The organism is Variovorax sp. PDC80, assembly GCF_900115375.1.
Taxonomy (GTDB): Bacteria; Pseudomonadota; Gammaproteobacteria; order Burkholderiales; family Burkholderiaceae_C; genus Variovorax.
The window spans coordinates 166,661-188,955 of sequence record NZ_FOWG01000013.1; the positions used below are offsets into that span (position 1 = coordinate 166,661).

At 67.8% G+C, this 22,295-nt stretch carries 21 protein-coding genes; 4 read left to right on the forward strand and 17 right to left on the reverse strand.

What is annotated here, in order from left to right:
- Nucleotides 1–43 precede the first annotated feature (43 nt).
- Complete coding sequence (locus tag BM109_RS31830) at nucleotides 44–739, reverse strand: transposase (RefSeq protein ID WP_093351992.1); 696 nt, start codon at nucleotides 737–739, stop codon at nucleotides 44–46.
- Between the two features lie 84 nt (nucleotides 740–823).
- Between BM109_RS31830 and BM109_RS31835 the strand changes: the two genes are divergently transcribed.
- A complete protein-coding gene (locus tag BM109_RS31835) occupies nucleotides 824–1,531 on the forward strand; it encodes a DUF1266 domain-containing protein (RefSeq protein WP_093351995.1) in 708 nt (235 codons plus the stop codon).
- Nucleotides 1,532–1,549: 18 nt separating this feature from the next.
- Here the strand turns inward: BM109_RS31835 and BM109_RS31840 are convergent, their stop codons facing one another.
- The 11 genes from BM109_RS31840 to BM109_RS31890 form a co-directional block, all read right to left on the reverse strand.
- The gene (locus tag BM109_RS31840) at nucleotides 1,550–2,458 is read right to left on the reverse strand and encodes a class I SAM-dependent methyltransferase (protein ID WP_093351997.1); all 909 of its coding nucleotides are present in this window, start codon (nucleotides 2,456–2,458) and stop codon (nucleotides 1,550–1,552) included.
- The gene (locus BM109_RS31845; RefSeq protein ID WP_093352000.1) at nucleotides 2,455–3,030 is read right to left on the reverse strand and encodes a DUF1415 domain-containing protein; all 576 of its coding nucleotides are present in this window, start codon (nucleotides 3,028–3,030) and stop codon (nucleotides 2,455–2,457) included. Before BM109_RS31845 ends, BM109_RS31840 begins: the two co-directional genes overlap by 4 nt.
- Nucleotides 3,027–4,292, reverse strand: a complete 1,266-nt coding sequence (locus tag BM109_RS31850; RefSeq protein ID WP_093352002.1) for an MFS transporter — start codon at nucleotides 4,290–4,292, stop codon at nucleotides 3,027–3,029. Before BM109_RS31850 ends, BM109_RS31845 begins: the two co-directional genes overlap by 4 nt.
- Entirely contained in the window at nucleotides 4,289–5,440 is a 1,152-nt protein-coding gene (locus BM109_RS31855; RefSeq protein WP_093352005.1) for a deoxyguanosinetriphosphate triphosphohydrolase, read from the reverse strand. Before BM109_RS31855 ends, BM109_RS31850 begins: the two co-directional genes overlap by 4 nt.
- Before the next feature lie 37 nt (nucleotides 5,441–5,477).
- Nucleotides 5,478–6,599 carry a 3-dehydroquinate synthase gene (aroB, locus tag BM109_RS31860; RefSeq protein WP_093352007.1) on the reverse strand — a complete coding sequence of 374 codons (1,122 nt, stop codon included), beginning with the start codon at nucleotides 6,597–6,599 and terminating at the stop codon, nucleotides 5,478–5,480.
- 95 nt (nucleotides 6,600–6,694) lie between these two features.
- Nucleotides 6,695–7,258, reverse strand: coding sequence for a shikimate kinase (locus BM109_RS31865; protein WP_093352010.1), 564 nt, complete (start codon nucleotides 7,256–7,258; stop codon nucleotides 6,695–6,697).
- 23 nt (nucleotides 7,259–7,281) lie between these two features.
- Nucleotides 7,282–9,429, reverse strand: a complete 2,148-nt coding sequence (gene pilQ, locus BM109_RS31870; protein ID WP_093352012.1) for a type IV pilus secretin PilQ — start codon at nucleotides 9,427–9,429, stop codon at nucleotides 7,282–7,284.
- Nucleotides 9,426–9,968 (reverse strand): pilus assembly protein PilP, encoded by a 543-nt coding sequence (locus tag BM109_RS31875; protein ID WP_093352015.1) that lies wholly within the window; start codon nucleotides 9,966–9,968, stop codon nucleotides 9,426–9,428. The genes pilQ and BM109_RS31875 overlap by 4 nt, the downstream gene beginning before the upstream one ends.
- Nucleotides 9,965–10,648, reverse strand: a complete 684-nt coding sequence (locus BM109_RS31880) for a type IV pilus inner membrane component PilO (protein WP_093352018.1) — start codon at nucleotides 10,646–10,648, stop codon at nucleotides 9,965–9,967. The genes BM109_RS31875 and BM109_RS31880 overlap by 4 nt, the downstream gene beginning before the upstream one ends.
- A gap of 6 nt (nucleotides 10,649–10,654) precedes the next feature.
- Nucleotides 10,655–11,281 carry a PilN domain-containing protein gene (locus tag BM109_RS31885; RefSeq protein ID WP_093352022.1) on the reverse strand — a complete coding sequence of 209 codons (627 nt, stop codon included), beginning with the start codon at nucleotides 11,279–11,281 and terminating at the stop codon, nucleotides 10,655–10,657.
- Nucleotides 11,278–12,357 (reverse strand): pilus assembly protein PilM, encoded by a 1,080-nt coding sequence (locus BM109_RS31890; RefSeq protein WP_093352024.1) that lies wholly within the window; start codon nucleotides 12,355–12,357, stop codon nucleotides 11,278–11,280. The genes BM109_RS31885 and BM109_RS31890 overlap by 4 nt, the downstream gene beginning before the upstream one ends.
- Nucleotides 12,358–12,595: 238 nt before the next feature.
- Between BM109_RS31890 and BM109_RS31895 the strand changes: the two genes are divergently transcribed.
- Nucleotides 12,596–15,019: a penicillin-binding protein 1A gene (locus BM109_RS31895; protein ID WP_177239508.1), complete on the forward strand. Its 2,424-nt coding sequence runs from the start codon at nucleotides 12,596–12,598 to the stop codon at nucleotides 15,017–15,019.
- Between the two features lie 25 nt (nucleotides 15,020–15,044).
- Here BM109_RS31895 and cyaY read toward each other — a convergent pair whose 3' ends face one another.
- Nucleotides 15,045–15,377 (reverse strand): iron donor protein CyaY, encoded by a 333-nt coding sequence (cyaY, locus tag BM109_RS31900; protein ID WP_093352029.1) that lies wholly within the window; start codon nucleotides 15,375–15,377, stop codon nucleotides 15,045–15,047.
- A 63-nt stretch (nucleotides 15,378–15,440) separates the two neighbouring features.
- Between cyaY and BM109_RS31905 the strand changes: the two genes are divergently transcribed.
- Together BM109_RS31905 and lysA are read left to right on the forward strand one after the other, a co-directional pair.
- Entirely contained in the window at nucleotides 15,441–15,656 is a 216-nt protein-coding gene (locus BM109_RS31905) for an LPS translocon maturation chaperone LptM (RefSeq protein WP_371268980.1), read from the forward strand.
- Nucleotides 15,653–16,936, forward strand: coding sequence for a diaminopimelate decarboxylase (lysA, locus tag BM109_RS31910; RefSeq protein ID WP_093352034.1), 1,284 nt, complete (start codon nucleotides 15,653–15,655; stop codon nucleotides 16,934–16,936). The genes BM109_RS31905 and lysA overlap by 4 nt, the downstream gene beginning before the upstream one ends.
- A gap of 12 nt (nucleotides 16,937–16,948) precedes the next feature.
- On the opposite strand, the gene BM109_RS31915 is transcribed toward lysA, so the two are convergent.
- From BM109_RS31915 to BM109_RS31930, 4 genes are all read right to left on the reverse strand, one after another.
- Entirely contained in the window at nucleotides 16,949–17,599 is a 651-nt protein-coding gene (locus BM109_RS31915) for a protein-methionine-sulfoxide reductase heme-binding subunit MsrQ (protein ID WP_093352037.1), read from the reverse strand.
- A gap of 46 nt (nucleotides 17,600–17,645) precedes the next feature.
- Complete coding sequence (gene msrP / locus BM109_RS31920) at nucleotides 17,646–18,659, reverse strand: protein-methionine-sulfoxide reductase catalytic subunit MsrP (protein ID WP_093352039.1); 1,014 nt, start codon at nucleotides 18,657–18,659, stop codon at nucleotides 17,646–17,648.
- Nucleotides 18,660–18,777: 118 nt separating this feature from the next.
- Nucleotides 18,778–20,094, reverse strand: a complete 1,317-nt coding sequence (gene ccsB, locus BM109_RS31925) for a c-type cytochrome biogenesis protein CcsB (protein WP_093352042.1) — start codon at nucleotides 20,092–20,094, stop codon at nucleotides 18,778–18,780.
- Nucleotides 20,091–22,268, reverse strand: a complete 2,178-nt coding sequence (locus BM109_RS31930) for a cytochrome c biogenesis protein ResB (protein ID WP_093352045.1) — start codon at nucleotides 22,266–22,268, stop codon at nucleotides 20,091–20,093. Before BM109_RS31930 ends, ccsB begins: the two co-directional genes overlap by 4 nt.
- Nucleotides 22,269–22,295: the final 27 nt, after the last annotated feature.

The following is a 22,295-nucleotide window of genomic DNA, read 5'->3' on the forward strand; positions in this document are numbered from 1 at the left end:
AGCGGAAAACCACAACTGGACAGCGGTTTCCGCCCTTTTCAGTTCAGTTCTTGGCGCCCGAAGGCGGCCGCCCGGCCTTGGCCGGCAGCACTCGGCGCTCGGTGTTCTTCTGCAACGCGTCCAGAAAATCCGCATCGCCTGCCGCCCAGCCCCGCAGCGTGGCCTCGGTCAGCGTCGACTGGTCGGCGGCCCGGACGCCCGCACGCACCAGTTCGACATACGCCGCCTCGCGCGCGAATGGGGTGTTGCCGAGCTCCCAGTACAACGGATGGGGCGTGAGCAGCCGGTCGTGCCGCAGCCCCGCGTAGTGCGCATGGCTGGACCACGCGAAGTCGCGCGGATCGATCACCTGCCCCGCGCGCACCGGGTTGAGGTCGATGTAGGCCATGCAGGTCAGCAGGTAGCGCTCGGTCTGGATCAGGGTCGACCTGTAGCGCCCTTCCCACAGCGTGCCACTGCGGCCATGGCGGTCGTTGAAATAGCGCACGTAGCTGCGCCCGACCGCCTGCATCAGCTGCGGCAGCCCGGTGGCGCTGTCGGGCGTGGCCAGCAGGTGGAAGTGGTTGTCCATCAGCACGTAGGCATGCACCGCGACGCCGAAGCGCGTGGCGCTGTCGGCCAGCAGGGCGAGCAGCTTCTCGTGGTCCGTGCGGTCCACGAAGATCGGCTGGCGGTTGTTGCCGCGCTGGATCGCGTGGTGCGGCAGGCCGGCAAGGGTGAGACGGGGAAGGCGGGCCATGGGCCAGGAAAGGGTTGACGCGCGGGGCTTGTATCCTAAGCCGCCCGCCGAACCATTCCATCCTGGCGGGGGAGGAGCCATTCGATGTTCAAGTTCTTCAAGGAAATGCTCGATACGGTCAAGGAAGGCATGGCGGAGGGACGCGCCGAGCTGGCGCAGGAAGCCGCCGAGCGCGAGGCCAAGACCCAGCAGGACGGCGCGACGCTCGAGGCACGGCTCGCGGCCTCGTCGCGCTACGAGAACATGGCCGTGGCGCTGGCCGCGATCTACCGCGAGACCTTCGCCCCCGAGCTCAAGGCCGCCAAGGAGGCGAACCGCAGCGCGGTGCACCTGCTGTGCGTGCCGATCCCCGACGAGGAAGTCGCGCCCTGGAAGAAGCTGCTGGCGCGCGACTTCGACGCGGGCGACGAGGCACAGGCACGCGAAGCCATCGCCGACACCCACGACGCGGCCGAGGCGATGGCCCGGAGCACGGACGGCGAGCTGGCCGTGTGGATCGCCCGCTTCGCGCACCTCGCGACCGGCTCGGCAGCGGTCGGCTACCTGGAAGCGCGCGAAGCGCTGGACGCGCTCGAGCCGGCGGTGGCGCTGGCGATCGAACGCTTCGACGGCTGGGAGCACTACGGCCGCAGCTTCCTCGAGGGCGAGCGCGATGCCGCGGGCAGCAACTTCATGGGCCGCAAGGTGCTGGCTTCGGTGACCGAGCGGCTGCTGGAAGACGAGCGCAGCCCGTGGAAGACGCTGGACTGGCCCGCGCGCGACGCGCTGCCGGCGCTGCTCGCGTCGCGCTGACCCGACGCGGCGTCAGGCTCAGTCGAGCCTAAAGCGCGTATCGCCCAACGCATCGAGCCCGAACTGCGCCAGCAGCTCGCGCAACCGCGCCGCCGCACTCGCCTTGCGCTGGCCGGTGTGGCGCGCGAGGATCAGTTCGTTCTTCATGCTGTGCTCCCAGCCCACGAGCTCGGTCACGGTGACGCTGTAGCCGTTGGCCTCGAGGTACAGGCAGCGCAGCACGTTGGTGAGCTGGCTGCCGATCTCGCGCGTGTGCAGCGGATGGCGCCAGAGCTCGGCCAGCGGCGTGCGCGAGAGCGCCAGCGCCTTGGTCTCGCGCAGGCAGGCCGCCACCTCCGCCTGGCAACAGGGCACCAGCACCATGCAGCGGGCCTTCTTCGCGAGGCCGAAGGCGATCGCGTCGTCGGTGGCGGTGTCGCAGGCATGCAGCGCGGTCACCACGTCGATCTGCGATGGCAGCTCGCCCGCGGTGGCGGACTCGGCCACCGTCAGATTCAGAAAGGACATGCGGTCGAAGCCCAGCCGCTGCGCGAGTTCGCGCGACTTCTTGACCAGCTCGGCGCGCGTCTCGATGCCGTAGACCTGACCGCCCTGCCCCGCGCGGAAGAACAGGTCGTAGACGATGAAGCCCAGGTACGACTTGCCCGCGCCATGGTCGGCCAGCGTGGCGTTGGCGCCGCCCTCGGGCAGCTCGCGCAGCAGTTGCTCGATGAACTGGAACAGGTGGTAGACCTGCTTGAGCTTGCGGCGCGAGTCCTGGTTGAGCCGGCCCTCGCGCGTGAGGATGTGCAGCTCCTTGAGCAGCTCGACCGACTGGCCCGGGCGCAGGGCCTCGGCGAGTTCGGCATCGGCCTTCGCCACCTTGGCGGTCTTGCCGCCCTTGGCGGAATGGTCGTCGCGGGTCTTCTTCGGTGCGTGGGTATTCATGTGGGGGTGCTCCCGGGGCCGACGTCGAGCGCGGCCCAGCCTTCGGGCCCGAGGGCCTCGAGGGTGTCGATGTTGCGGCCGAAGATCTCCTCGGCATCGGGAAAGGCTTCGACCGCACGGTCCACGCTCTCTTCGCGCAGCAGGTGCAGCGTGGGATGGGGCGCGCGATTGGTCGCGTTGCCGATGTCGTCGGGCTCGGTGCCGCCGAATTGGAATTGAGGATGGAAGCTTGCGAGCTGCAGCACGCCGTCGAAACCGACCTTGGCGAGCCGGCGCTCGGCGCGCGCCGTGAAGTCGTTGAAATCGAGGAAGTCCAAAAGCGCGTTCGGCGCGATCAGCAAGGTTGTGTCGCGCTCGGCGGCATCGAGCGCGACGAGCTGCCTGGCTTCGGCCAGCAATGCGTCGAGCAGGTCGTCATGCTCGGCGGACAGGTAGGTGGCGTAGTGGATCTGGCCCTTGACGTGCACGGCCTTGGCGAACGGGCACAGGTTGAGGCCGATCACCGCGCGCTCGAGCCAGCGGCGCGTGTCGGCGACGGCCTGCTCGGCCGTGATGGAAGCATCACCGCTCATGGCGTCGCCGCCTCCAGTGCCAGCCGCGCACGGCCGAGCCGGCGCGCGATCGCGATGCCCGTCAGCGAGCAGGCCAGCGTCGCGACCCAGGTCCAGTGCCATCCGCCGACGCGGTGCGCCACCCAAGCCACCGTCGGCGGCGCCAGAAACTGGCCCAGCGACGAGGCCTGCTGCATCAGCCCGACGGTGGTCGACACGGTGGCCGGCCCGGGCGCGAAGCGCACGCCAAGCAGGAACAGCGTGGCCGGCACCATGCCGCCCGCGAGCGAGAAGGCGCAGACGGCCACGAAGCGCAGCGAGGCGGGCAGCCCGATGGCATCGGCGCCCGGTCCGCGCAGTTCCGCGAAGGCCGCGATGCCGCCCAGCGCCATGATCAGGAAGCCCCATTGCAGCAGCCGCTCGGGCGCGATGCCGCGCTGCAGCCAGCGCCCGCCCATGATGTTGCCGACGATGTTCATCGCCGCGGCCAGCGCCGTGAGCACTGCGTTCCAGCCGGCCGGCACGCCCGCGCCGGCATAGATCGCGGGCAGGAAGCCGATCACCGCCATCCACTGTGCCGAATAGACGGCGAAGCTCAGCGCCGTGAGCCAGGGCCCGCGCGCGCCGACGGTGGTGCGCAGGCGCGACCAGCCGCTCTCGGGTGCGGTGGCGGCGATCGGCGCGCGTTGCCGGTCGGCCGGCACCGCGACGAACAGCCAGGCCGCCGCCAGCGCCGACACCATCGACAGCGTCCACCACCAGCCGGGCCAGCCGTTCCAGCCGATCAGCACCGGGCCGAGCAACAGTGCCAGCGCCACGCCGAAGGGCATGTAGGCGCCCCAGAGCCCCAGCGCGGCCTTGTCGGCGCCCGCGGGCGTGAGGGCGCGGATCAGGCCCGGCCCCGGCATCACCGCCAGCAGGAAGCCGATGCCCTCGATGGCGCGCAGCACCAGCAGCCAGGGCACAGCCTGCTCTGCGGGCAGGTGGCTGCCGACCGCGCCGCCCGCGAGGCTGGCCAGGGTCAGCACCGCCAGTCCGCCGAGCATGCTGCGGCGCAGGCCGATGGTGTCGGCCGCCAGGCCCGCGAGCAGCCCTAGCGTCATGCTCGCGACCTGCACCAGCGAAAGCAGAAAGCCGGCTTCGACCAGGCCGATGCCCAGCGAAGCCTGCAGCGCCGGGACCGCGGGCGGCAGCTTGCCCAGGTGCAGCGCGGCGCTGACGCCCGCGACCACGACCGCGAAGGCGGCCGCGGGGATGCGCGGGCGCGCGCCGGGCGATGTCATGCCGTCGGCCCGTCGGCGCGCGCAATGCCGCGCCGGCCGGTCAGCCGCTCGTGCTCGCGCATCGCGAAGCGGTCGGTCATGCCCGCGATGTAGTCGGCCACGGCGCGCGGGCGGTCCGCGCGCTCGGCGAAGGACTCGGGCATCTCGGCGCCGCGCTCGAGGTAGGCATCGAACAGTTCGCGCACCACCTCGCGCGCCTGGTCGGTGGTCTGCACCACCTGCGGGTGGCGGTAGAGGTTGCGGAACAGGAAGCGCTGCAGCGTCTCCGACTGCGCGCGCATGCCCTCGCTGAACGCGACCACCGGCGGCGCGCGCCGCACCGCGTCGGCATCGCCGGGCGCAAGCGCCTCGAGCGTCGCGCGGGTGGCGTCGATCACGTCGTAGACCTGGGCGCTGAGCATGCGGCGGATGGTCTCGTAGAGCACGCGGCGGCCGCTGAGCGCCGGGTATTCGGCCAGCGCCTCGCGCCGGTAGCGCTCGAACAGCTCGACCTCGGCCAGTTGCTCGACGGCGATCAGGCCGGAGCGCACGCCGTCGTCGATGTCGTGGGCGTTGTAGGCGATCGCATCGGCCAGGTTGCACAGCTGCGCCTCGAGGCCGGGCTGGGTGCGGTCGATGAAGCGGCGCGCCACGCCGCCGGGCTCGGCCGCCTCGAGCTTTTCGGCATTGGCGCGCGAGCAATGCTTGAGGATGCCCTCGCGCGTCTCGAAGCTGAGATTGAGACCGTCGTACTGCGGATAGCGGTGCTCGAGCGCATCGACCACGCGCAGGCTCTGCAGGTTGTGCTCGAAGCCGCCGTGCTCGGCCATGCAGGCATTGAGCGCGTCCTGCCCCGCATGGCCGAAGGGCGTGTGGCCCAGGTCATGGGCCAGCGCGACCGCTTCGACCAGGTCCTCGTTGAGCCGCAGCGCGCGCGCGATGGAGCGGCCGAGCTGCGCCACCTCGAGCGAATGCGTGAGCCGCGTGCGGAACAGGTCGCCCTCGTGATTGAGGAACACCTGCGTCTTGTAGACCAGCCGCCGGAATGCCGTCGAATGCACGATGCGGTCGCGGTCGCGCTGGAAGGCGTCGCGCGTGGGCGCGGGCGGCTCGGGATGGCGACGGCCGCGTGAACGCGCGGGATGCGAGGCGTAGGGCGCGAGGCTCATGAATCCGCAGTGGCGATGCCGGCCATCGGAAGCGGGCTCAGGCCGCCGCGCAGGACTGCGCGAGCACCTCGCGCACCAGCGCGTCGGGCGCGCCGCGCATGATCGCGGAGCCGGGCTTGTCGATCACGACGAAGCGGATCTCGCCGCCCTCGGATTTCTTGTCGACGCGCATCAGTTCCAGGTAGCGGTCCGCGCCGAGGTCGGGACCGACGATGGGCAGGCCGGCGCGCTCGATCAGACGGGTCAGGCGCTCGACGAAGGCCGCGTCCACGCCGCCGAGGCGCTGCGACAGCCGCGCCGCCATCACCATGCCGCAGCCCACGGCCTCGCCGTGCAGCCATTCGCCATAGCCCAGGCCCGATTCGATCGCATGGCCGAAGGTGTGGCCAAAATTGAGGATGGCGCGCAGGCCCGTCTCGCGCTCGTCCTGACCGACCACCAGCGCCTTGATCTCGCAGCTGCGCTTGACCGCATGCGCGAGCGCGGCGGGATCGCGCGCCACCAGGGCTTCGATGTTGGCTTCAATCCAGTCGAGGAAGGCCATGTCGTGGATCGGCCCGTACTTGATGACCTCGGCCAGGCCAGCGCTGAGTTCGCGCGGTGGCAGGGTCTGCAGGGTGCCGAGGTCGCAGACCACCAGCTGCGGCTGGTAGAAGGCGCCGATCATGTTCTTGCCCAGCGGATGGTTGATGGCCGTCTTGCCGCCGACCGAGGAATCGACCTGCGCCAGCAAGGTGGTCGGCACCTGGACGAAGGGCACGCCGCGCATGTAGCTGGCGGCCGCGAAGCCGGTCATGTCGCCGACCACGCCGCCGCCGAGCGCGAACAGCACGGTCTTGCGGTCGCTGCCGTGGCCCAGCAGCGCGTCGAAGATCAGGTTCAGGGTTTCGAGGTTCTTGTAGGCCTCGCCATCGGGCAACTCGAGCAGATGCACCTGCCGGAACCGGCCGGCCAGCGCCTGGCGCAGCGACTGGGCGTAGAGCGGCGCGACCGTGGTGTTGCTGACGATCAGCGCGCTGGCCGCCTGCGGCACGATGCCATAGGTCTGGGGATCGTCGAACAGGCCGGCGCCGATGAGGATGGGATAGCTGCGGTCGCCGAGCGGGATGTCGACGCGTTCGAGGGTGGGCGAGGAAGCGGAAGCGGCGGGCGATGGCATGGCGGGAGTTTAGGCGGTGCGGCGCCCAGGGGCCGGAACGCCGGCCCCAAGCGCCTTGGCGCGCGAGGGTCGATCCGTGCCCGGCCCGGGCCTCTCTAGCCCGAGGACGGGGGCGGCTCGGGGCCCTCGGGATGCGCACCGGGCGGAACGATGCCGGCCAGCTCGAGCTGCATCACGATGATGTTCACGAGCGTCGCGACCGTGGGACGCCCGGTGTCGACCACATCGTGAGCGGTCTCGCGATAGAAGGGATCGCGCGCATCGTGCAGCTCGCGCAGCCGGCCCAGCGGATCGGCCACCTGCAGCAGCGGGCGCTTGACGTCGTGGCGCAGGCGCCGGAACAGGTCCTCGGGCGAGGACCGCAGGTAGATCACGTGGAAATGGCCGCGCAGCTGCTGGCGGTTGGCCTCGCGCAGCACCGCGCCGCCCCCGGTGGCCAGCACGCCATGCGCGCCGGCCGCCAGCTCGGCGATCACCTGCTGCTCGAGGTCGCGGAAGGCGGCTTCGCCTTCGCGCTCGAAGTAATCGCGGATCGAGCAGCCGATGCGCTGCTCGATCTCGTGGTCGGTGTCGACGAAGGGAAGATCGAGTCGAAGCCCCAGGCGCCGGCCCACCGCGGACTTTCCGGCGCCGGGCAATCCGACGAGTGCGACGGCCACGCCGTGGCTGCTACGCCCGCGCGTCAGCGCGCGGCGTTGCGGTCGGTAATCATCTTCGGGGTGATAAAGACGAGCATTTCGGTCTTGTTCGCAATGCGAGTGCGTGTGCGGAACAGCGCCCCCAGATAAGGCACTTCACCCAGCACCGGCACGCGCGACTCGTCATTGGATTCGTTGAGCTCGAAGATACCACCGATGACGACCGTGCCGCCGTTTTCGACCAGCACCTCGGTCTGGACGTGCTTGGTGTTGATGGCCGGGCCGGCGGTGGTGTTGATGCCCCGGGCGTCCTTGCTCACATCCAGCGTCAGGATGATGTTGCCTTCGGGCGTGATCTGCGGCGTGACTTCGAGCTTGAGCACCGCCTTGCGGAACGAGATCGAGGTGGCGCCGCTCGAGGTCGCCTGCTGGTAGGGGATTTCCTCGCCCTGCTCGATCAGGGCCTTGGTCTGGTCGGCCGTGATGACACGGGGGCTGGACACCAGCTTGCCCTTGCCGTCGGCTTCGAGCGCCGAGATCTCGAGGTTCAGCATGCGGGAGAAGCTGGAATTGAAGAGCGAGATGGCGAAGGTGCCGGCGGCGACGCCGTTGCCGGTGGGATCCGACGCAGGCATGTTGACGAAGTTCGAGTTGGTCCAGGTGGTGGTGCCCGTACTTCCGCTGCCATTGGTCCCTTGGGTTACGACCGGCATCGCACCAAAGTTGCCGAAGGCCCGATTGCCGTTGGCAGAAGCCACGCGCTCGCCCGCAATACCTCCCCCCAGGCGCGCGCCCAGCGACTTGCCGAATGTGTCGGTCGCTTCAACGATACGGGCCTCGATCAACACCTGCCGCACCGGCACGTCCAGTTTCTGGATCAGTTCGGCCACCTGGTTCAGACGAGAGGGGATGTCCGACACGAACAACTGATTGGTGCGCGCTTCCGCGATCACGCTGCCGCGCGGGCTCAAGATGCGCGTGGCCGTGCCGGCACTACCACCACCCGCTGACGAGCCAGTTCCCGTCAACCCTTGGGCAATGGCTATCGCCTTGGTGTAGTTCAGCTGGAACGACTGCGTCCGTAGGGGTTCGAGGTTCTCGATCGTGGCCTTGGCTTCGAACTCGAGCTTTTCCTTGGCGTTGATCTCGTCCTTCGGCGCGATCCAAAGCACGCTGCCGTTCTTGCGCATGCCGAGGTTCTTGGCCTGCATGATGATGTCGAGCGCCTGGTCCCAGGGCACATCCTTCAGCCGCAGGGTCAGCGCACCGGTCACCGAGTCGGAGGTCACGATGTTGAAGTTCGTGAAATCGGCGATCACCTGCAGCAGCGACCGGATCTCGATGTTCTGGAAGTTGAGCGAGAGCTTCTCGCCCGTGTAGCCCGCGCCCTGCGTCAACTTGGTCGGATCGACCTTGCGCGCGCGGACTTCCACCACGAACTGGTTCTCGCTCTGGTAAGCGCTGTGCTCCCAGTCGCCCTTGGATTCGATCGTCAGGCGCACGCGATCGCCCGCCTGCTGGGCCGTGATCGACTGCACTGGTGTATTGAAGTCGGCCACGTCGAGCCGACGGCGCAGGCCCTCGGGCAGCGTGGACTTGGTGAATTCCGCCACCAGGCTCTTGCCTTGCTGGCGCAGATCCACGCCCACCTGGTTGTTCGCCAAATCGATGATGACGCGGCCGGTGTTGTCGGAGCCCAGACGGAAATCGACATCGCGCAGCGCCAAGGTGTCCCGGTTGCGGTTTTCGGCAAAGGTTGCGGAAACCGGCGCCGCGAGCGCCACGCCCGCCGTGGGTTCGAGCGTTATCAACAGCGACTTGCCCTGGATCTCGGTCTTGTACGCGGTGGCCTGCTTGAGGTTGAGCACCACGCGGCTGCGTTCACCGGCCTGCACCACGTTGACCGAGCGCAGATTGCCCTGGTTCACCTCGATCGCGGAGCGCCCGATGGCGTTCGTGACACCGGGAAAATCAAGCGCGATGCGTGCAGGCGTCTGCACCGCGAAACCATTGGGCACGGCGGCCAAAGGTTGCGCCAGATCAATACGGACCACCTCCGCGCCCGATTGCATCGAACTCGTCACCGACTCGATGGCATTCTGGGCATGGGCCATGGCCAGGGCACCGAATGCCAGCAGCCCGAGCGCGGCGTTTCGCAACCGCTGTGCCATCTTCGATTTTTCTAGGTTCATTTCGCACTCTCTTGCAACTGCAGCGATGCTGCGCGTTCGATCCATTCGCCCGCCGCGTCCTGCACGATCTCACGCAGGGCGACTTCGCTTTCGTTGATCCGGGTGATGCGGCCATAGTTGAGGCCCAGGTATTCGCCGACGCGCACCTTGTAGAGCAGCTTGTCGACCTTCACCAGAGCCACCGGCTGGCCGCTGCGGTTCATGGTGCCGACCATCGCCATCGAATCGAGCGGGAAGGCCTCGAGGGCCTCCTTGCGACGCGCCAGTTCGGGCGCGATCAGGTCGGAATTTCCCGGCTGGTTCGATTCGCGGCGCAATGCCTGCGTGAGCTTCAGCATGTTGAAGGGCTCGAACGCCGAGGCCTCCGTGTAAGCCTGTGGCGTAAACCTTTTCGGCTCCGTGATTGGCGAGATGTTGGGTTTGACCTGAGCGCGTTGCTCCACCATCCAGCGCTGAAGATCTTCCTGGTCGGAATCCCCACAGGCGCTCAATCCCAACGCGGCCATCGCCAGCCACAACAACTTGAACGCCGCTCTCATTTCTTTGCGCCTTTGGGCGCCGCAGCGCGTTTCTGGGCTGCCCGCTCTTCTTCATCGAGATAGCGGTAGGTACGCGCCGTCGCATCCATGGTCAACGCACCGTCCTTGTCCTTCTGCGGCGTCACGCTCAGGTTGTTCAGCGTGACGATGCGCGAGAGACTCGCGACGTCGGCCGCGAAAGCGCCCATGTCGTGATATCGACCGGTCACACGCACCGAGATCGGCAGCTCGGCGTAGTAATCCTTGACGACGATTTGCCCTGGGCGGAACAGCTCGAACTGCAGGCTGCGGCCGAGCCCAGCCTGGTTGATGTCCGACAGCAAGGCATCCATCTCGGCCTTGCTCGGGAGTTGCTTCTCGAGCAGCGTGACGTACTGCTGTACCTGTTCGCGCTGCTTCTTCAGCAGATCGAGGTTGGCCGCCTGGGCGACCTTCTTTTGATAGTCGGTCTTGAGCGTGGCTTCCTTGCCGCGCTCCGATTCGAGTTCGTCGTTCGAATTCGTGAGCCAGACGAACCACAGGGCTACGACCACGAAGACGGACAGGCCCAGGCACAGCGCATAGCGCGGCACGGGCGGCCAGTTCGCGGGGTCGTTGAGGTTCAGTCCACGGAACTGATCGCCGAAGCGGCGCATCGCGGCGCCGACATCGACTTTGGGGGAGGAGCGGTTGCTTGCCATGATCGCCTAGCCCTTGGACTGCGCTGCGGTGGCCAGCGCCTTGTCGGCCGCCGCCTTCTGCGCGTCGGTGGGCCGCTTGAGGCCGATGCGCATGGTGAAGTTCGCCACGCGCCGCTGGTCGCGCTGGCTGGCACTCAAGCTCACGGTCGCGGAGGTGATTTCGACCAACTCCGGCTTCACGAGCCAGGGGCTGTTGTTGCCAAGATTGCGCAACAGCTCCGACACGCGCTCGTTCGACTGCGCCATGCCCTGCAGCGTGACGGTCTGGTTGTCCTGCTTCATGTTCGACAGGTAGACGCCATCGGGCAGCTGACGCACCAGCTCGTTGAGCAGATGCACCGGGAGGTTGCGGTCGCCCTGCAGGTCTTCGACGGCCTGCTGGCGTGCGCGCAGCGCCGCGATTTCCTCCTGCAGGGTCGAGATCTCCTTGATCTCGACCTCGAGCTTCTTGATCTCGCCCTGCAGGAAGCGGTTCTTCGATTGCTGGGCCGAGATCTGGGCCTCGAACCAGAGATAGCCCAGGCAGGCGATCAGGCCGCCGAGCAGCGCAGCGGCGGCCAGGGTGCCGAAGAAGGCCTCGCGCCGGCGCTTGCGCGCGGCCTCGCGGTGAGGGAGCAGATTGATCAGGATCACTGCAGGAACCTCCGCATGGCCAGACCGCAGGAGGTCAGGTAGGAAGGCGCTTCGCGCCGGACCTTCTTCTCGCGAATGTTCGAACCGAGCTCCATGCCGTCGAAGGGATTCACGAGCGAGCAGGCGAAGGAGGTCTGCCGCGTCACCGCATTGCTCAGGCCCGGCAGCGAGGCCGACCCGCCGGCCAGCATCACGTAGTCGACGCGGTTGTGCGGCGTGCTGGTGAAGAAGAACTGCAGGGCACGCGCGATTTCCTGGGCAATGCTTTCGACGAAGGGCTTGAGGACGCCCGCGCCGTAGTCGTCGGGCAGATCGCCGCTGCGCTTCTTGGCCTCGGCCTCTTCGGCCGAGAAGCCGTACTGGCGCACGATCATCTGGGTCAACTGGGCGCCGCCGAAGGCCTGGTCGCGGTCGTACAGCACTTCCTGGTTGCGCAGCACCTGCATGCTGGTGGTGAAGGCGCCGACCTCGAACAGGGCGACGATGGCGTCCAGGCCCTTGCCCGGCAGTTGCTCGATCAGGCGCGCGGTGGCGAGGCGCGAGGCATAGGACTCGACGTCCAGGATCATGGCCTTGAGGCCCGCCGCCTCGGCCAGGCCTTCGCGGTCCTGCACCTTCTCCTTGCGCGACGCGGCGATCAGCACCTCGACGTCGCCCGCCGAGCTCAGGCTCGGCCCCGTCACGCAGAAATCGAGGCTCACTTCGTCCAGCGAGAAAGGAATGTATTGATTTGCTTCCGATTCGACTTGAATTTCGAGCTCCTGCTCGCTCATCCCGCCCGGAAGAATGATCTTCTTGGTGATCACCGCCGACGGCGGCAGCGCCAGCGCGACATTGCGCGTGCGCGTGCCGCTCTTGCGCACCACGCGGCGCACGGCCTCGGCGACTTCGTCGAACTTCTCGACGTTGCCATCGGTGATCCAGCCCCGCTCCAGGGGCTCGATGGCGCAGCGTTCCAGGATCAGCTTGCCGCTGGCTTCACGGCCGAGCTCGACCAGCTTGACGCTGGACGAACTGACATCCAGCCCGAGCAGGGGGGCGTTCTGACGACGAAACAACGTTCCAAGAGCAGCCAAGTTCTGTCCCTCTTCCCCTGCATTTGTAACCAATAGAAAAATATGCGTTCGGTTGCATGCTAGCAGCACGCTCCAAGGCATCCAAGCGAGGGATCGGGGCGGAATGGTCGAACGTTGTCAAAACCTGACGTTAAAGCCTCGTTCTGTAACTTTCGATTTAGGACTGGGCGCCCGAGGAAACATCCGGGCCCGCTCAAGGGGTGGCTTTTTATAATGCGCGGTGACTCTCGGGCCCTCCATGCAAGAAAACACACGGCCAACGCCAAACCCCAAACGCCCAGCCAAGACTCCCCCCACCTCCACCCGACCCGCCTGGCTCAAATGGCTGCTGCGTTTCGTGTTCTGGGGGCTGGGCATCGCCGCGGCCGGCGTGCTGTCGGTGATCTGCGTGGTCGCGGTGGCGCTGGCGGTCGCCTATCCGAACCTGCCCGACATCTCCGAGCTCTCCGACTACCGGCCCAAGCTGCCGCTGCGGGTGTTCTCGGCCGAAGGCATCCTGATCGGTGAATTCGGCGAGGAACGCCGCAACCTGACGCCGATCTCCGCCATCCCCAAGGTGGTGAAGGACGCGGTGCTGGCGGCCGAGGACACCCGCTTCTACGACCACGGCGGCGTCGACTACAAGGGCATGATCCGCGCCGGCCTCGCGAACATGAACCGCGTGAAGAGCCAGGGTGCCTCCACCATCACCATGCAGGTGGCGCGCAACGTCTACCTGAGTTCCGAGAAGACGCTGACGCGCAAGATCTACGAGGTGCTGCTGACCTTCAAGCTCGAGCACCTGCTGAGCAAGGACCAGATCTTCGAGATCTACCTGAACCAGATCTACCTCGGCAACCGCGCCTACGGCTTCGCCGCCGCCTCCGAGGCCTATTTCGGCAAGCCGCTGTCCGAGCTCACGATCGCCCAGGCCGCGATGCTGGCCGGCCTGCCCAAAGCCCCCGGCGCGAACAACCCGGTGAACAATCCGCAGCGCGCGCGCGGCCGGCAGTTCTACGTCATTGACCGCATGCAGGACGCCGGCTTCATCACCGCCGAGCAGGCCGCGGCCGCCAAGAAGGAAGAGCTGCACCTGCGCGATGCCGCCGATCCGAACCGGCTGCATGCCGAGTACGTGGCCGAGACCGTGCGCCAGCTCATGTATGCGCAGTACGGCGACAGCACCTACACGCGCGGCCTCAAGGTCTACACCTCGCTGGTGGCGGCCGATCAGGCGGCCGCCTACAAGGCGCTGCGCAAGGGCATCATGGATTACGAGCGCCGCCAGATCTATCGCGGCCCCGAGAAGTTCGTCGAGCTGCCGAACGATGCCAAGGACCTCGACGAAGCCGTCGACGACGCGCTCAGCGACCATCCCGACAACGGCGACGTGATGGCGGCCGTGGTGCTCAAGGCCACGGCCAAGCAGATCGACGCGGTGCGCGGCAACGGCGACGCGGTGCAGATCACGGGCGAAGGCCTCAAGCCCGCGCAATCGGGCCTTTCCGACAAGGCGCCGCCCAACATCAAGATCCGCCGCGGCGCGGTGATCCGCGTGGTCAAGACGCCCAAGAACACCTGGGAGATCACCCAGTTGCCCGAGGTCGAAGGCGCCTTCGTCGCCATGGACCCGCGCGACGGCGCGATCAAGGCACTGGTCGGCGGCTTCGACTTCGGCAAGAACAAGTTCAACCACGTCACGCAGGCCTGGCGCCAGCCGGGCTCGAGCTTCAAGCCCTTCATCTACTCGGCCGCGCTCGAAAAGGGCTTCACGCCCGCCACCGTGATCAACGACGGCCCGCTGTTCTTCGATGCCGGCACCACCGGTGGCCAACCCTGGGAGCCCAAGAACTACGGCGGCGGCTACGACGGTCCGATGTCGATGCGCACCGCGCTGATGAAATCGAAGAACCTGGTCTCGATCCGCATCCTGCAGTCGATCGGCACGCGCTACGCGCAGGACTGGATCACCAACTTCGGCTTCGAGCGCGAGAAGCACCCGGCCTACCTGCCGATGGCGCTCGGCGCGGGCTCGGTCACGCCGATGCAGATGGCGGTGGGCTATTCGGTGTTCGCCAACGGCGGCTACCGCGTCAATCCCTATCTCGTGACGCGCATCACCGACCACAAGGACAAGCTGCTGGTCGACAAGCAGCCGCCGCTGCTCAACGAGGCGCTGCGCGCCATCCCGCAGCGCAACGCCTTCATCATGGACAGCCTGCTGCAGTCGGTGGCGCGCGCCGGCACCGCGGCCAAGGCCCAGGCGATGCTCAAGCGGCCCGACCTCTACGGCAAGACCGGCACCACCAACGATTCGCTCGACGCCTGGTTCGCGGGCTTCCAGCCCACCATGACCGCGATCTCGTGGATCGGCTACGACACGCCGCGCAACCTCGGCGATCGCGAAACCGGCGGCGGCCTGAGCCTGCCGATCTGGATCAACTTCATGGAAACCGCCATCAAGGGCGCGCCGATCACCGACCTCTCGACCGCGCCGCCTTCCGGCGTGGTGAACGTGGGCGGCGAGTGGTACTACGACGACTACGCGCCGGGCCGCGGCGTGGCCAGCCTGGGTGTCGACACGACACCGGCGGCGCCGGCCGAATCGCTGAGCGGCGCGCCGGTGAGCCCGCCGGCACCGCCCGAGGAGCGCAGCCGCATCCTCGACCTGTTCCGCAACTGATGCCGCGTCGGCCGAGCCGCGGGCCTCAGCCCGCGGTGAAGCTCAGCGGTTGCCCCGCCTGCAGCGTCGCCTCGCGCGACAGGTTGCCGAAGAATTCTTCCGCGCTCTTGGTGTCGACCCAGGCCTGGCCGTCGAAGCGGTAGTGGTAGCCACCCGAGCGCGCCGCCAGCCAGATCTCCTGCAGCGGCTTCTGCAGGTTCACGATCAGCTGGCTGCCGTTGGGAAACGAAATCGTGATCATGCCGCCCACGCGCTGGTTGTCGATGTCGGCGTCCGTGGCGTCGTTGAGGCGGTCGCAGCTTTGCTCGATCGCCGCCAGCGCGGCTTCGGCGCGGTCCATGTATTCGGAGTCCGTCATTACAATTTCGTTATGTTGAATGTCCACCAAATTCTAGTGAGCGCCCGCGGCCGCACTGCGCTCATGGTCTGCCTCGCCGCCGCCACCCTCGGCCTGGCCGCCTGCGGACAGCGCGGCGCCCTCTACCTGCCGACCGATCCGGCCGCCTCGCAGCGCGCCACGCTGCCCGATCTGCTGACGCCCAGCATGCCCGGCGGCAACAGCGATGCCACCCCCTCTTCCGGCGCCGGCCAGGCCGCGCCGAAGCCCGCCACCGCCAGCAGCGGAGCCGCCCGATGAGCACCCTTCCCCTGCCCGGCCATCCCCACATCGCGCAGCGCGACGGCGCGCTCCAGGTCGAAGGCGTGTCGCTCGACGCGCTCGCGCGCGAGCACGGCACGCCGCTGTTCGTCTATTCGAAGCAGTGGATGCTCGACGCCCTGGCGGCCTACCAGCGCGGCTTCGAAGGCCGCGATGCGCTGATCTGCTACGCGATGAAGGCCAATTCCTCGCTCGGCGTGCTGCGCGTGTTCGCCGAGGCCGGTTGCGGCTTCGACATCGTCTCGGGCGGCGAACTGGCGCGCGTGCTCGCGGTCGGCGCCGATCCGAAGAAGATCATCTTCTCGGGCGTCGGCAAGACCCGCGCCGAGATGCGGCAGGCGCTCGCGGCCGGCATCGCCTGCTTCAATGTCGAGAGCGAGGCCGAACTCGACGTGCTCAACGAAGTGGCGCTGGCCGAGAAGGCGCGCGCGCCGATCAGCATCCGCATCAATCCCAACGTCGATCCCAAGACGCATCCCTACATCTCCACCGGCCTCAAGGGCAACAAGTTCGGCATCGCGCACGACCGCGCGGTGCAGGCCTACCGCCATGCGGCCAGCCTGCCGGGCCTCGAGGTGGTCGGCATCGACTGCCACATCGGCTCGCAGATCACCGAGGCCTCGCCCTACTTCGATGCCTTCGAGCGCGTGCTCGACTTGGTGGTGGCGATCGAGGCCGCGGGCATTCCCATCCATCACCTGGACTTCGGCGGCGGCCTGGGCATCGACTACAACGGCGAGACGCCGCCGCAGGCCGATGCGCTGTGGCAGCAGCTGCTCGCGCGGCTCGACGCGCGCGGCTTCGGCCAGCGCAAGCTGGTCATCGAGCCGGGCCGCTCGCTGGTCGGCAATGCCGGCGTGTGCCTGACCGAGGTGCTCTACACCAAGCCCGGCGAGGACAAGAACTTCTGCATCGTCGACGCGGCGATGAACGACCTGCCGCGCCCCGCGATGTACCAGGCCTTCCATCGCATCGTGCCGCTGCGCGAGCGCGCTGGCACGGCCACCAGCTACGACGTGGTGGGCCCGGTCTGCGAGAGCGGCGACTGGATCGGCCGCGACCGCGAACTCAACGTGGTGGCCGGCGACCTGCTGGGCGTGCTCTCGGCCGGTGCCTACTGCATGAGCATGGCGAGCAACTACAACACGCGCGCACGCGCGGCCGAGGTGCTCGTGAGCGGCGCGGCGGCCACGCTGATCCGCCGGCGCGAAACCATCGAGGACCAGCTGCAGGCCGAGCTGCAGGCCGCCAAGGGCTGAACGGGGCCGCGGCTAATTCGACGGCCGCGCCCGCGCGCCGGCGCGCGCCGCCGGTACGCCCGCCTTGCGGGCGCTCATCCATCGCCAGAGCCGCCACGCCAGCAGCAGGCCGATGATCGCCGCGTAGACGAACACCTCGGCGAAGTTGTTCTTGCCCGCGCGCATCCAGAAGAAGTGCAGCAGGCCCAGCCCCGCGATCAGGTAGACCAGCTTGTGCAGCAGCTGCCAGCGCTTCGCACCCATGGCCTTGATCGCGCGGTTGAACGAAGTCAGCGCCAGCGGCGTCAGCAGCACGAAGGCCGAGAAGCCGACCAGGATGAACGGCCGCTTCGCGATGTCCTTCGCGATCTCGCCCCAGTCGAGCCCCATGTCGAACCACGCGTAGCACAGCAGGTGCAGCACCACGTAGAAATAGGCGTACAGGCCCAGCATGCGCCGGAAGCGCGCCAGGCCGTTCCACTTCGTCGTCACGCGCAGCGGCGTGACCGCCAGCACGATGCACAGGAAGCGCAAGGTCCAGTCGCCGGTCGCGCGGATCAGGTACTCCTGGGGATTCGGGCCCAACTGGTCGACCACCACGCCGTAGGCCAGCCACGCGAAAGGCAGCAGGCACAGCAGGAAGACGACGGGCTTGGCGGCGGGATGCAGCAGCAGCTTGTTCATGGCGTTCGGGTCGCGCCCCCGCGGGTTGCGGGGGTGCGCGCCCGCCTCAGTAGTTCTTTTTCAGGTCCATGCCCGCATAGAGCTGGCCGACCTGCGCTTCGTAGCCGTTGAACAGCAGCGTCTTGTTGCGCTTGGCGAACAGGCCGCCGCCGTCGCCGATGCGGCGCTCGGTCGCCTGGCTCCAGCGCGGATGGTCGACGTTCGGGTTCACGTTCGAATAGAAGCCGTACTCCTGCGCGGCCGCCTTGTTCCAGGCCGTGCTCGGCTCCTTCTCGACGAAGCGGATCTTCACGATCGACTTGGCCGACTTGAAGCCGTACTTCCATGGCACCACGAGCCGCACGGGCGCGCCGTTCTGGTTCGGCAGCACCTCGCCGTACATGCCGAAGGCCAGCAGCGTGAGCGGATGCATCGCCTCGTCCATGCGCAGGCCCTCGGTGTAGGGCCAGTCGAGCACGCGCGAGCCGACGAAGGGCATGGTCTTGGGATCGGCCAGGGTCACGAACTCGATGAACTTGGCATTGCCCTGCGGCTCGACCTTCTTGATCAGTTCGGCCAGCGAATAGCCGACCCACGGGATCACCATCGACCAGCCCTCGACGCAGCGCAGCCGGTAGATGCGCTCTTCCTGCGCGCTGAGCTTGAGCAGGTCCTCGATCGCGTACTTGCCGGGCTTCTTCACCAACCCCTCGACCTCGACGGTCCAGGGCCGGGTCTTGAGCGTGCCGGCGTTCTTGACCGGATCGCCCTTGTCGGTGCCGAACTCGTAGTAGTTGTTGTAGCTCGTCGCGTCCTTGTAGTCGGTGAGCTTTTCCATCGTCTGTGCACCGGGCACCGCGGACTTCGCGCCCGGCAGCGCTTCCAGCTTGTTCGGCCGCGCCGTCTGGGCCAGCGCCTCGCGCCCCGCGAAGGAGGCCAGCGCGGCACCGGCGGCACCGCCGGCCATCAGCTTGAGCAGGTCGCGCCGGCCTTCGTAGAGGGCGCGCGGCGTGATCTCGCTGGACAGCGGATGGATGAAACCGCTGGAGCTGCGGCGCGACGGACGGGAATGGAACGACATGACGGGCCTTTCGCTGGAATCGTTGTACTCGGAAGGTAGTTCGTGGCGACCCCCGATTCGGTTACGCGCACGCGGGGCGTGCGGTTTCAATTCTTCGCGAAAGGCGGCCGGCGCGCGCCTACAGCGTGCCGTAGCTGTGCAGGCCGCTCAGGAACATGTTGACGCCGAGGAAGGCGAAGGTCGTGACCGCCAGCCCCGCGAGCGCCCACCAGGCCGCCACGGTGCCGCGCAGGCCCTTGACCAGGCGCATGTGCAGCCAGGCCGCGTAGTTGAGCCAGACGATCAGCGCCCAGGTCTCCTTCGGGTCCCAGCTCCAGTAGCCGCCCCAGGCATCGGCGGCCCACAGCGCGCCCAGCACGGTGGCGATGGTGAAGAAGGCGAAGCCGACCGCGATCGACTTGTACATGACGTCGTCGAGCACCTCGTTGGCCGGCAGGCGCGCCGCGATGCGCTTGCGCCCCAGCAGGATGCCGGCCGCGATCAGCGCCGAGATCGCCGCATAGGCCACCCAGTAGCTGCCGCCGGCTTCCTGCACGCGCTGGCGGAACGCCACCGGCACGAAGCACAGCGCCATGCCCAGCAGCCAGATCGGCGTGAGCTTGTACCAGCGGGTCTCGCTCGCCTGTTCCTTCACGAGGTAGGCAAAGGCCACCATGGCCGCGAGCGAGAAGGTGCCATAGCCGATGAAGTTGGCGGGCACGTGCAGCTTCATCCACCAGCTCTGCAGCGCGGGCACCAGCGGCTGGATCTCGTGCGCCTGGCGCACCAGCGTGTACCAGAGCAGGAAGCCGACCGCCGCGCTCACCACCAGCATCACGAAGGCGCCGAGCGCGCGCGTGCGGTAGTGCTCTTCGTAGTAGAGATAGAACGCGGCCGTGAGCCAGCAGAACAGCACGAACACCTCGTAGAGGTTGCTGACCGGGATGTGGCCGATGTCGGGGCCGAGCTGGTGGCTTTCGTACCAGCGCACCATGGTGCCGATCAGCGCCATGGTGATGGCGGCCCAGGCCAGCCGCGAACCGATCGCCTCGAGCGCATCGCCCTGTTTGCCGCCGAAGAAGCCGAGCCAGTAGAACAGCGTGCTCATGAAGAACAGCACGCTCATCCAGAGGATGGCCGACTGGCTCGAGAGGAAGTACTTGAGCCAGAACACGGTGTCGGCGCGCGCCAGGTCGCCCTGGTAGGACGCGATGGCCAGCAGCGAGGCCGCCGCGACCACGATCGCCAGCACCCGCAACGGGCGCCAGAACCAGCCCATGGCGATCACGCAGATCAGCGCGCCCACCAGGATCGGCTTCTCGTAGGAATCCATCGAGCCCGCATGACGCGCGAAGGCGAACAGGCCGCCCGCGAGCACCAGCGCCGCGAACACCCAGTCGAACAGGTTGCGCCGCGAGAGCCAGCTTTCGTTGAGCGTGAGGGTGGTGGTGTTCATGGTGAGGCGGACTCTTCTTTCTTCAGGGCGAGCAGTTTGTGCTTGAGGTGCTCGAACTCCCGATCGCTGTCGATGGTCTTGCGATTGACCGAGAACGCCATCGTCGCGGCGGTCTCGGTGGTTTTGTCTCCGGCGGCGCCGGCGGGTGTCAGCCACACCCAGAGCCGACGCTCGCGCACGTACAGCATGGCAAAAATCCCGACGATCAGCAACAGACAGCCCAGATAGACGACGTTCTTGCCAGGGGCGCGCGCCACCTGGAACACGCTGGCCTGCACCTGGGTGAAGTCGGTCATCATCATCGCGACCGGGGCCGGATAGAAGTGGGCGTCGCTCAGCGCGATCACCGCCTGCGTGAGGAAGGCCCGCGACTTCTCGTCGCCCGGCAGGGCCGCGAGGCCCGCGCCTTCGCGGCTGAGGTTCAGCACCTCGTACAGCACGTCGTTGAGGATGCGCACCAGCACCGCGCCCGCGCGCTCGCGCTCGGCCTCGGGCACGTTGCTCTCCATGAACTCGGCGATCGCCTGCCAGCCGCCCGCGGAGGCAGCGGCATCGGCGCGCGCGGGCTCGCTGCCCGCGAACAGCGCCAGCGCGCGCGTGGCCGACACCCGCAGCTGGTCGGCCATCTCGGGGCGCTGCGGATCGCTGGCCTTGGCGATGTAGCGCTCGATGGCGCGCGCGCGCATCGCCGGGTCCTCGAGCGTGGCGCGCATGCGCACGAAGCCGTCCATCGAGCCCTGCTCGTCGGCCGGCACGCGCAGGTAGCGGAACGGCTCCTCGGGCTTCTCGCGCATGCCCAGCAGGAACACCGGCTGGCCATCGCCGGTGTCGACCGGCACCATGTAGTTCTGGTATTCGCGCGCCTGGCCGGCCGCGTCGCGCAGCTTGTAGCCGATGCTCGGGCCGATGTTGCGCAGCACCTTGGGCTTGTTGGTCTTGTTGGCTGCGCCCAGGCGCGACTCGATGTCGTGGCGCAGGTCGACCTTGCGCACGTCGGCGCCGCTGCCCATGGCGCCGCCGTCGGCGAAGTTCTCGACGTTGATCACGCGCAGCGCGGCGAACTCCAGCGTGAGCTTCTCCTTGCCGTTGGTGATCTCGCTGCTCGGGCCGCCGATCACGCCCTCGACCTCGAAGGGCTTGGCCGCGGCCGCCATCGGCACCGCCTTGAGCTTCACGGTCGAGCCGCCGTCGTCGAAGCTCGACTGGTAGATCTCCACGCCCTTGTAGCTGGCCGGATGGTTGACCTCGATGCGCGCGGGCACCTGCGCGCCGGTCTCGCGGTCGTGCAGCACCACCTCGCTCGCGAACAGCTTGGGCATGCCGGTCGAGTAGTAGTCGACGATGAACTTCTTGAGCTCGATCGAGAACGGCAGCTCCTGCAGCAGCACGCCGTCGGCCTGGTTGAGGATCGCCACGCTGCCCTGCCCGCCCTCGGGCACCAGGATGTTGCCGCGGAAGGTCGGGTTGCTGGCCGACAGCCGGTGCTGCGGCGGCACGTCGGCGATCATGCCGCCGCCGGTGAACACGCTCTTGCCGTTGAACCAGGTCTGCGCGCGCACCACCAGGTCGCCGTCGAGCAGGCCGCCGATGCACACCAGCACGATGGCGCTGTGCGCCGCGATGTAGCCGAGCTTGTGCGCGCCGCCGGCACGCGCGGCGACCATCCAGCCGGCCGGCGTCTTGCCGTCGCCGGTGGCCTCGCGCTGCTGCAGCTTGACCTTCCAGCCGCCGCTCACGAGCAGCTGGCCGATGCGGTTGGCCGCCATGTCGGGCGTTTCGCCGAGCTGCGTCTGCGCGCGCTGGCCGAAGGCCTTGAGGCTCTGGGTGCGGATGTCTTCCTTGAAGGTGCGCAGCTCGACCACGATGCGCGGCGTGTTGCGCACGATGCACAGCGTGGTGCTGATCACCAGGAACAGCAGGATCAGCAGGAACCACCAGGCGCTGTAGATCGAGTCGAGCCGCGCGGCGCGGAACACCTCGGCCCAGAACGGCCCGAACTGGTTGATGTAGTTGTTGATCGGCTCGTGCTGCTTGAGCACCGTGCCGATGATCGAGGCGATGCAGATGATCGTGAGCAGCGCGATCGCGAAGCGCATCGACGACAGCAGTTCCACCGCCGCGCGAACCGCTTGCGGGCCGCGATGGACGCGAAGGCCGTGAGTGGAGACTGACATCGATTGCTAGAGAAGAGAGAAGAAAAG

Coding starts and splice junctions, on each gene's coding strand:
- BM109_RS31830 (WP_093351992.1), bottom strand. CDS start 739: ATGGCCCGCCTTCCCCGTCTCACCCTTGCCGGCCTGCCGCACCACGCG.
- BM109_RS31835 (WP_093351995.1), top strand. CDS start 824: ATGTTCAAGTTCTTCAAGGAAATGCTCGATACGGTCAAGGAAGGCATG.
- BM109_RS31840 (WP_093351997.1), bottom strand. CDS start 2,458: ATGAATACCCACGCACCGAAGAAGACCCGCGACGACCATTCCGCCAAG.
- BM109_RS31845 (WP_093352000.1), bottom strand. CDS start 3,030: ATGAGCGGTGATGCTTCCATCACGGCCGAGCAGGCCGTCGCCGACACG.
- BM109_RS31850 (WP_093352002.1), bottom strand. CDS start 4,292: ATGACATCGCCCGGCGCGCGCCCGCGCATCCCCGCGGCCGCCTTCGCG.
- BM109_RS31855 (WP_093352005.1), bottom strand. CDS start 5,440: ATGAGCCTCGCGCCCTACGCCTCGCATCCCGCGCGTTCACGCGGCCGT.
- aroB (WP_093352007.1), bottom strand. CDS start 6,599: ATGCCATCGCCCGCCGCTTCCGCTTCCTCGCCCACCCTCGAACGCGTC.
- pilQ (WP_093352012.1), bottom strand. CDS start 9,429: ATGAACCTAGAAAAATCGAAGATGGCACAGCGGTTGCGAAACGCCGCG.
- BM109_RS31875 (WP_093352015.1), bottom strand. CDS start 9,968: ATGAGAGCGGCGTTCAAGTTGTTGTGGCTGGCGATGGCCGCGTTGGGA.
- BM109_RS31880 (WP_093352018.1), bottom strand. CDS start 10,648: ATGGCAAGCAACCGCTCCTCCCCCAAAGTCGATGTCGGCGCCGCGATG.
- BM109_RS31895 (WP_177239508.1), top strand. CDS start 12,596: ATGCAAGAAAACACACGGCCAACGCCAAACCCCAAACGCCCAGCCAAG.
- cyaY (WP_093352029.1), bottom strand. CDS start 15,377: ATGACGGACTCCGAATACATGGACCGCGCCGAAGCCGCGCTGGCGGCG.
- BM109_RS31905 (WP_371268980.1), top strand. CDS start 15,441: ATGGTCTGCCTCGCCGCCGCCACCCTCGGCCTGGCCGCCTGCGGACAG.
- lysA (WP_093352034.1), top strand. CDS start 15,653: ATGAGCACCCTTCCCCTGCCCGGCCATCCCCACATCGCGCAGCGCGAC.
- BM109_RS31915 (WP_093352037.1), bottom strand. CDS start 17,599: ATGAACAAGCTGCTGCTGCATCCCGCCGCCAAGCCCGTCGTCTTCCTG.
- msrP (WP_093352039.1), bottom strand. CDS start 18,659: ATGTCGTTCCATTCCCGTCCGTCGCGCCGCAGCTCCAGCGGTTTCATC.
- ccsB (WP_093352042.1), bottom strand. CDS start 20,094: ATGAACACCACCACCCTCACGCTCAACGAAAGCTGGCTCTCGCGGCGC.
- BM109_RS31930 (WP_093352045.1), bottom strand. CDS start 22,268: ATGTCAGTCTCCACTCACGGCCTTCGCGTCCATCGCGGCCCGCAAGCG.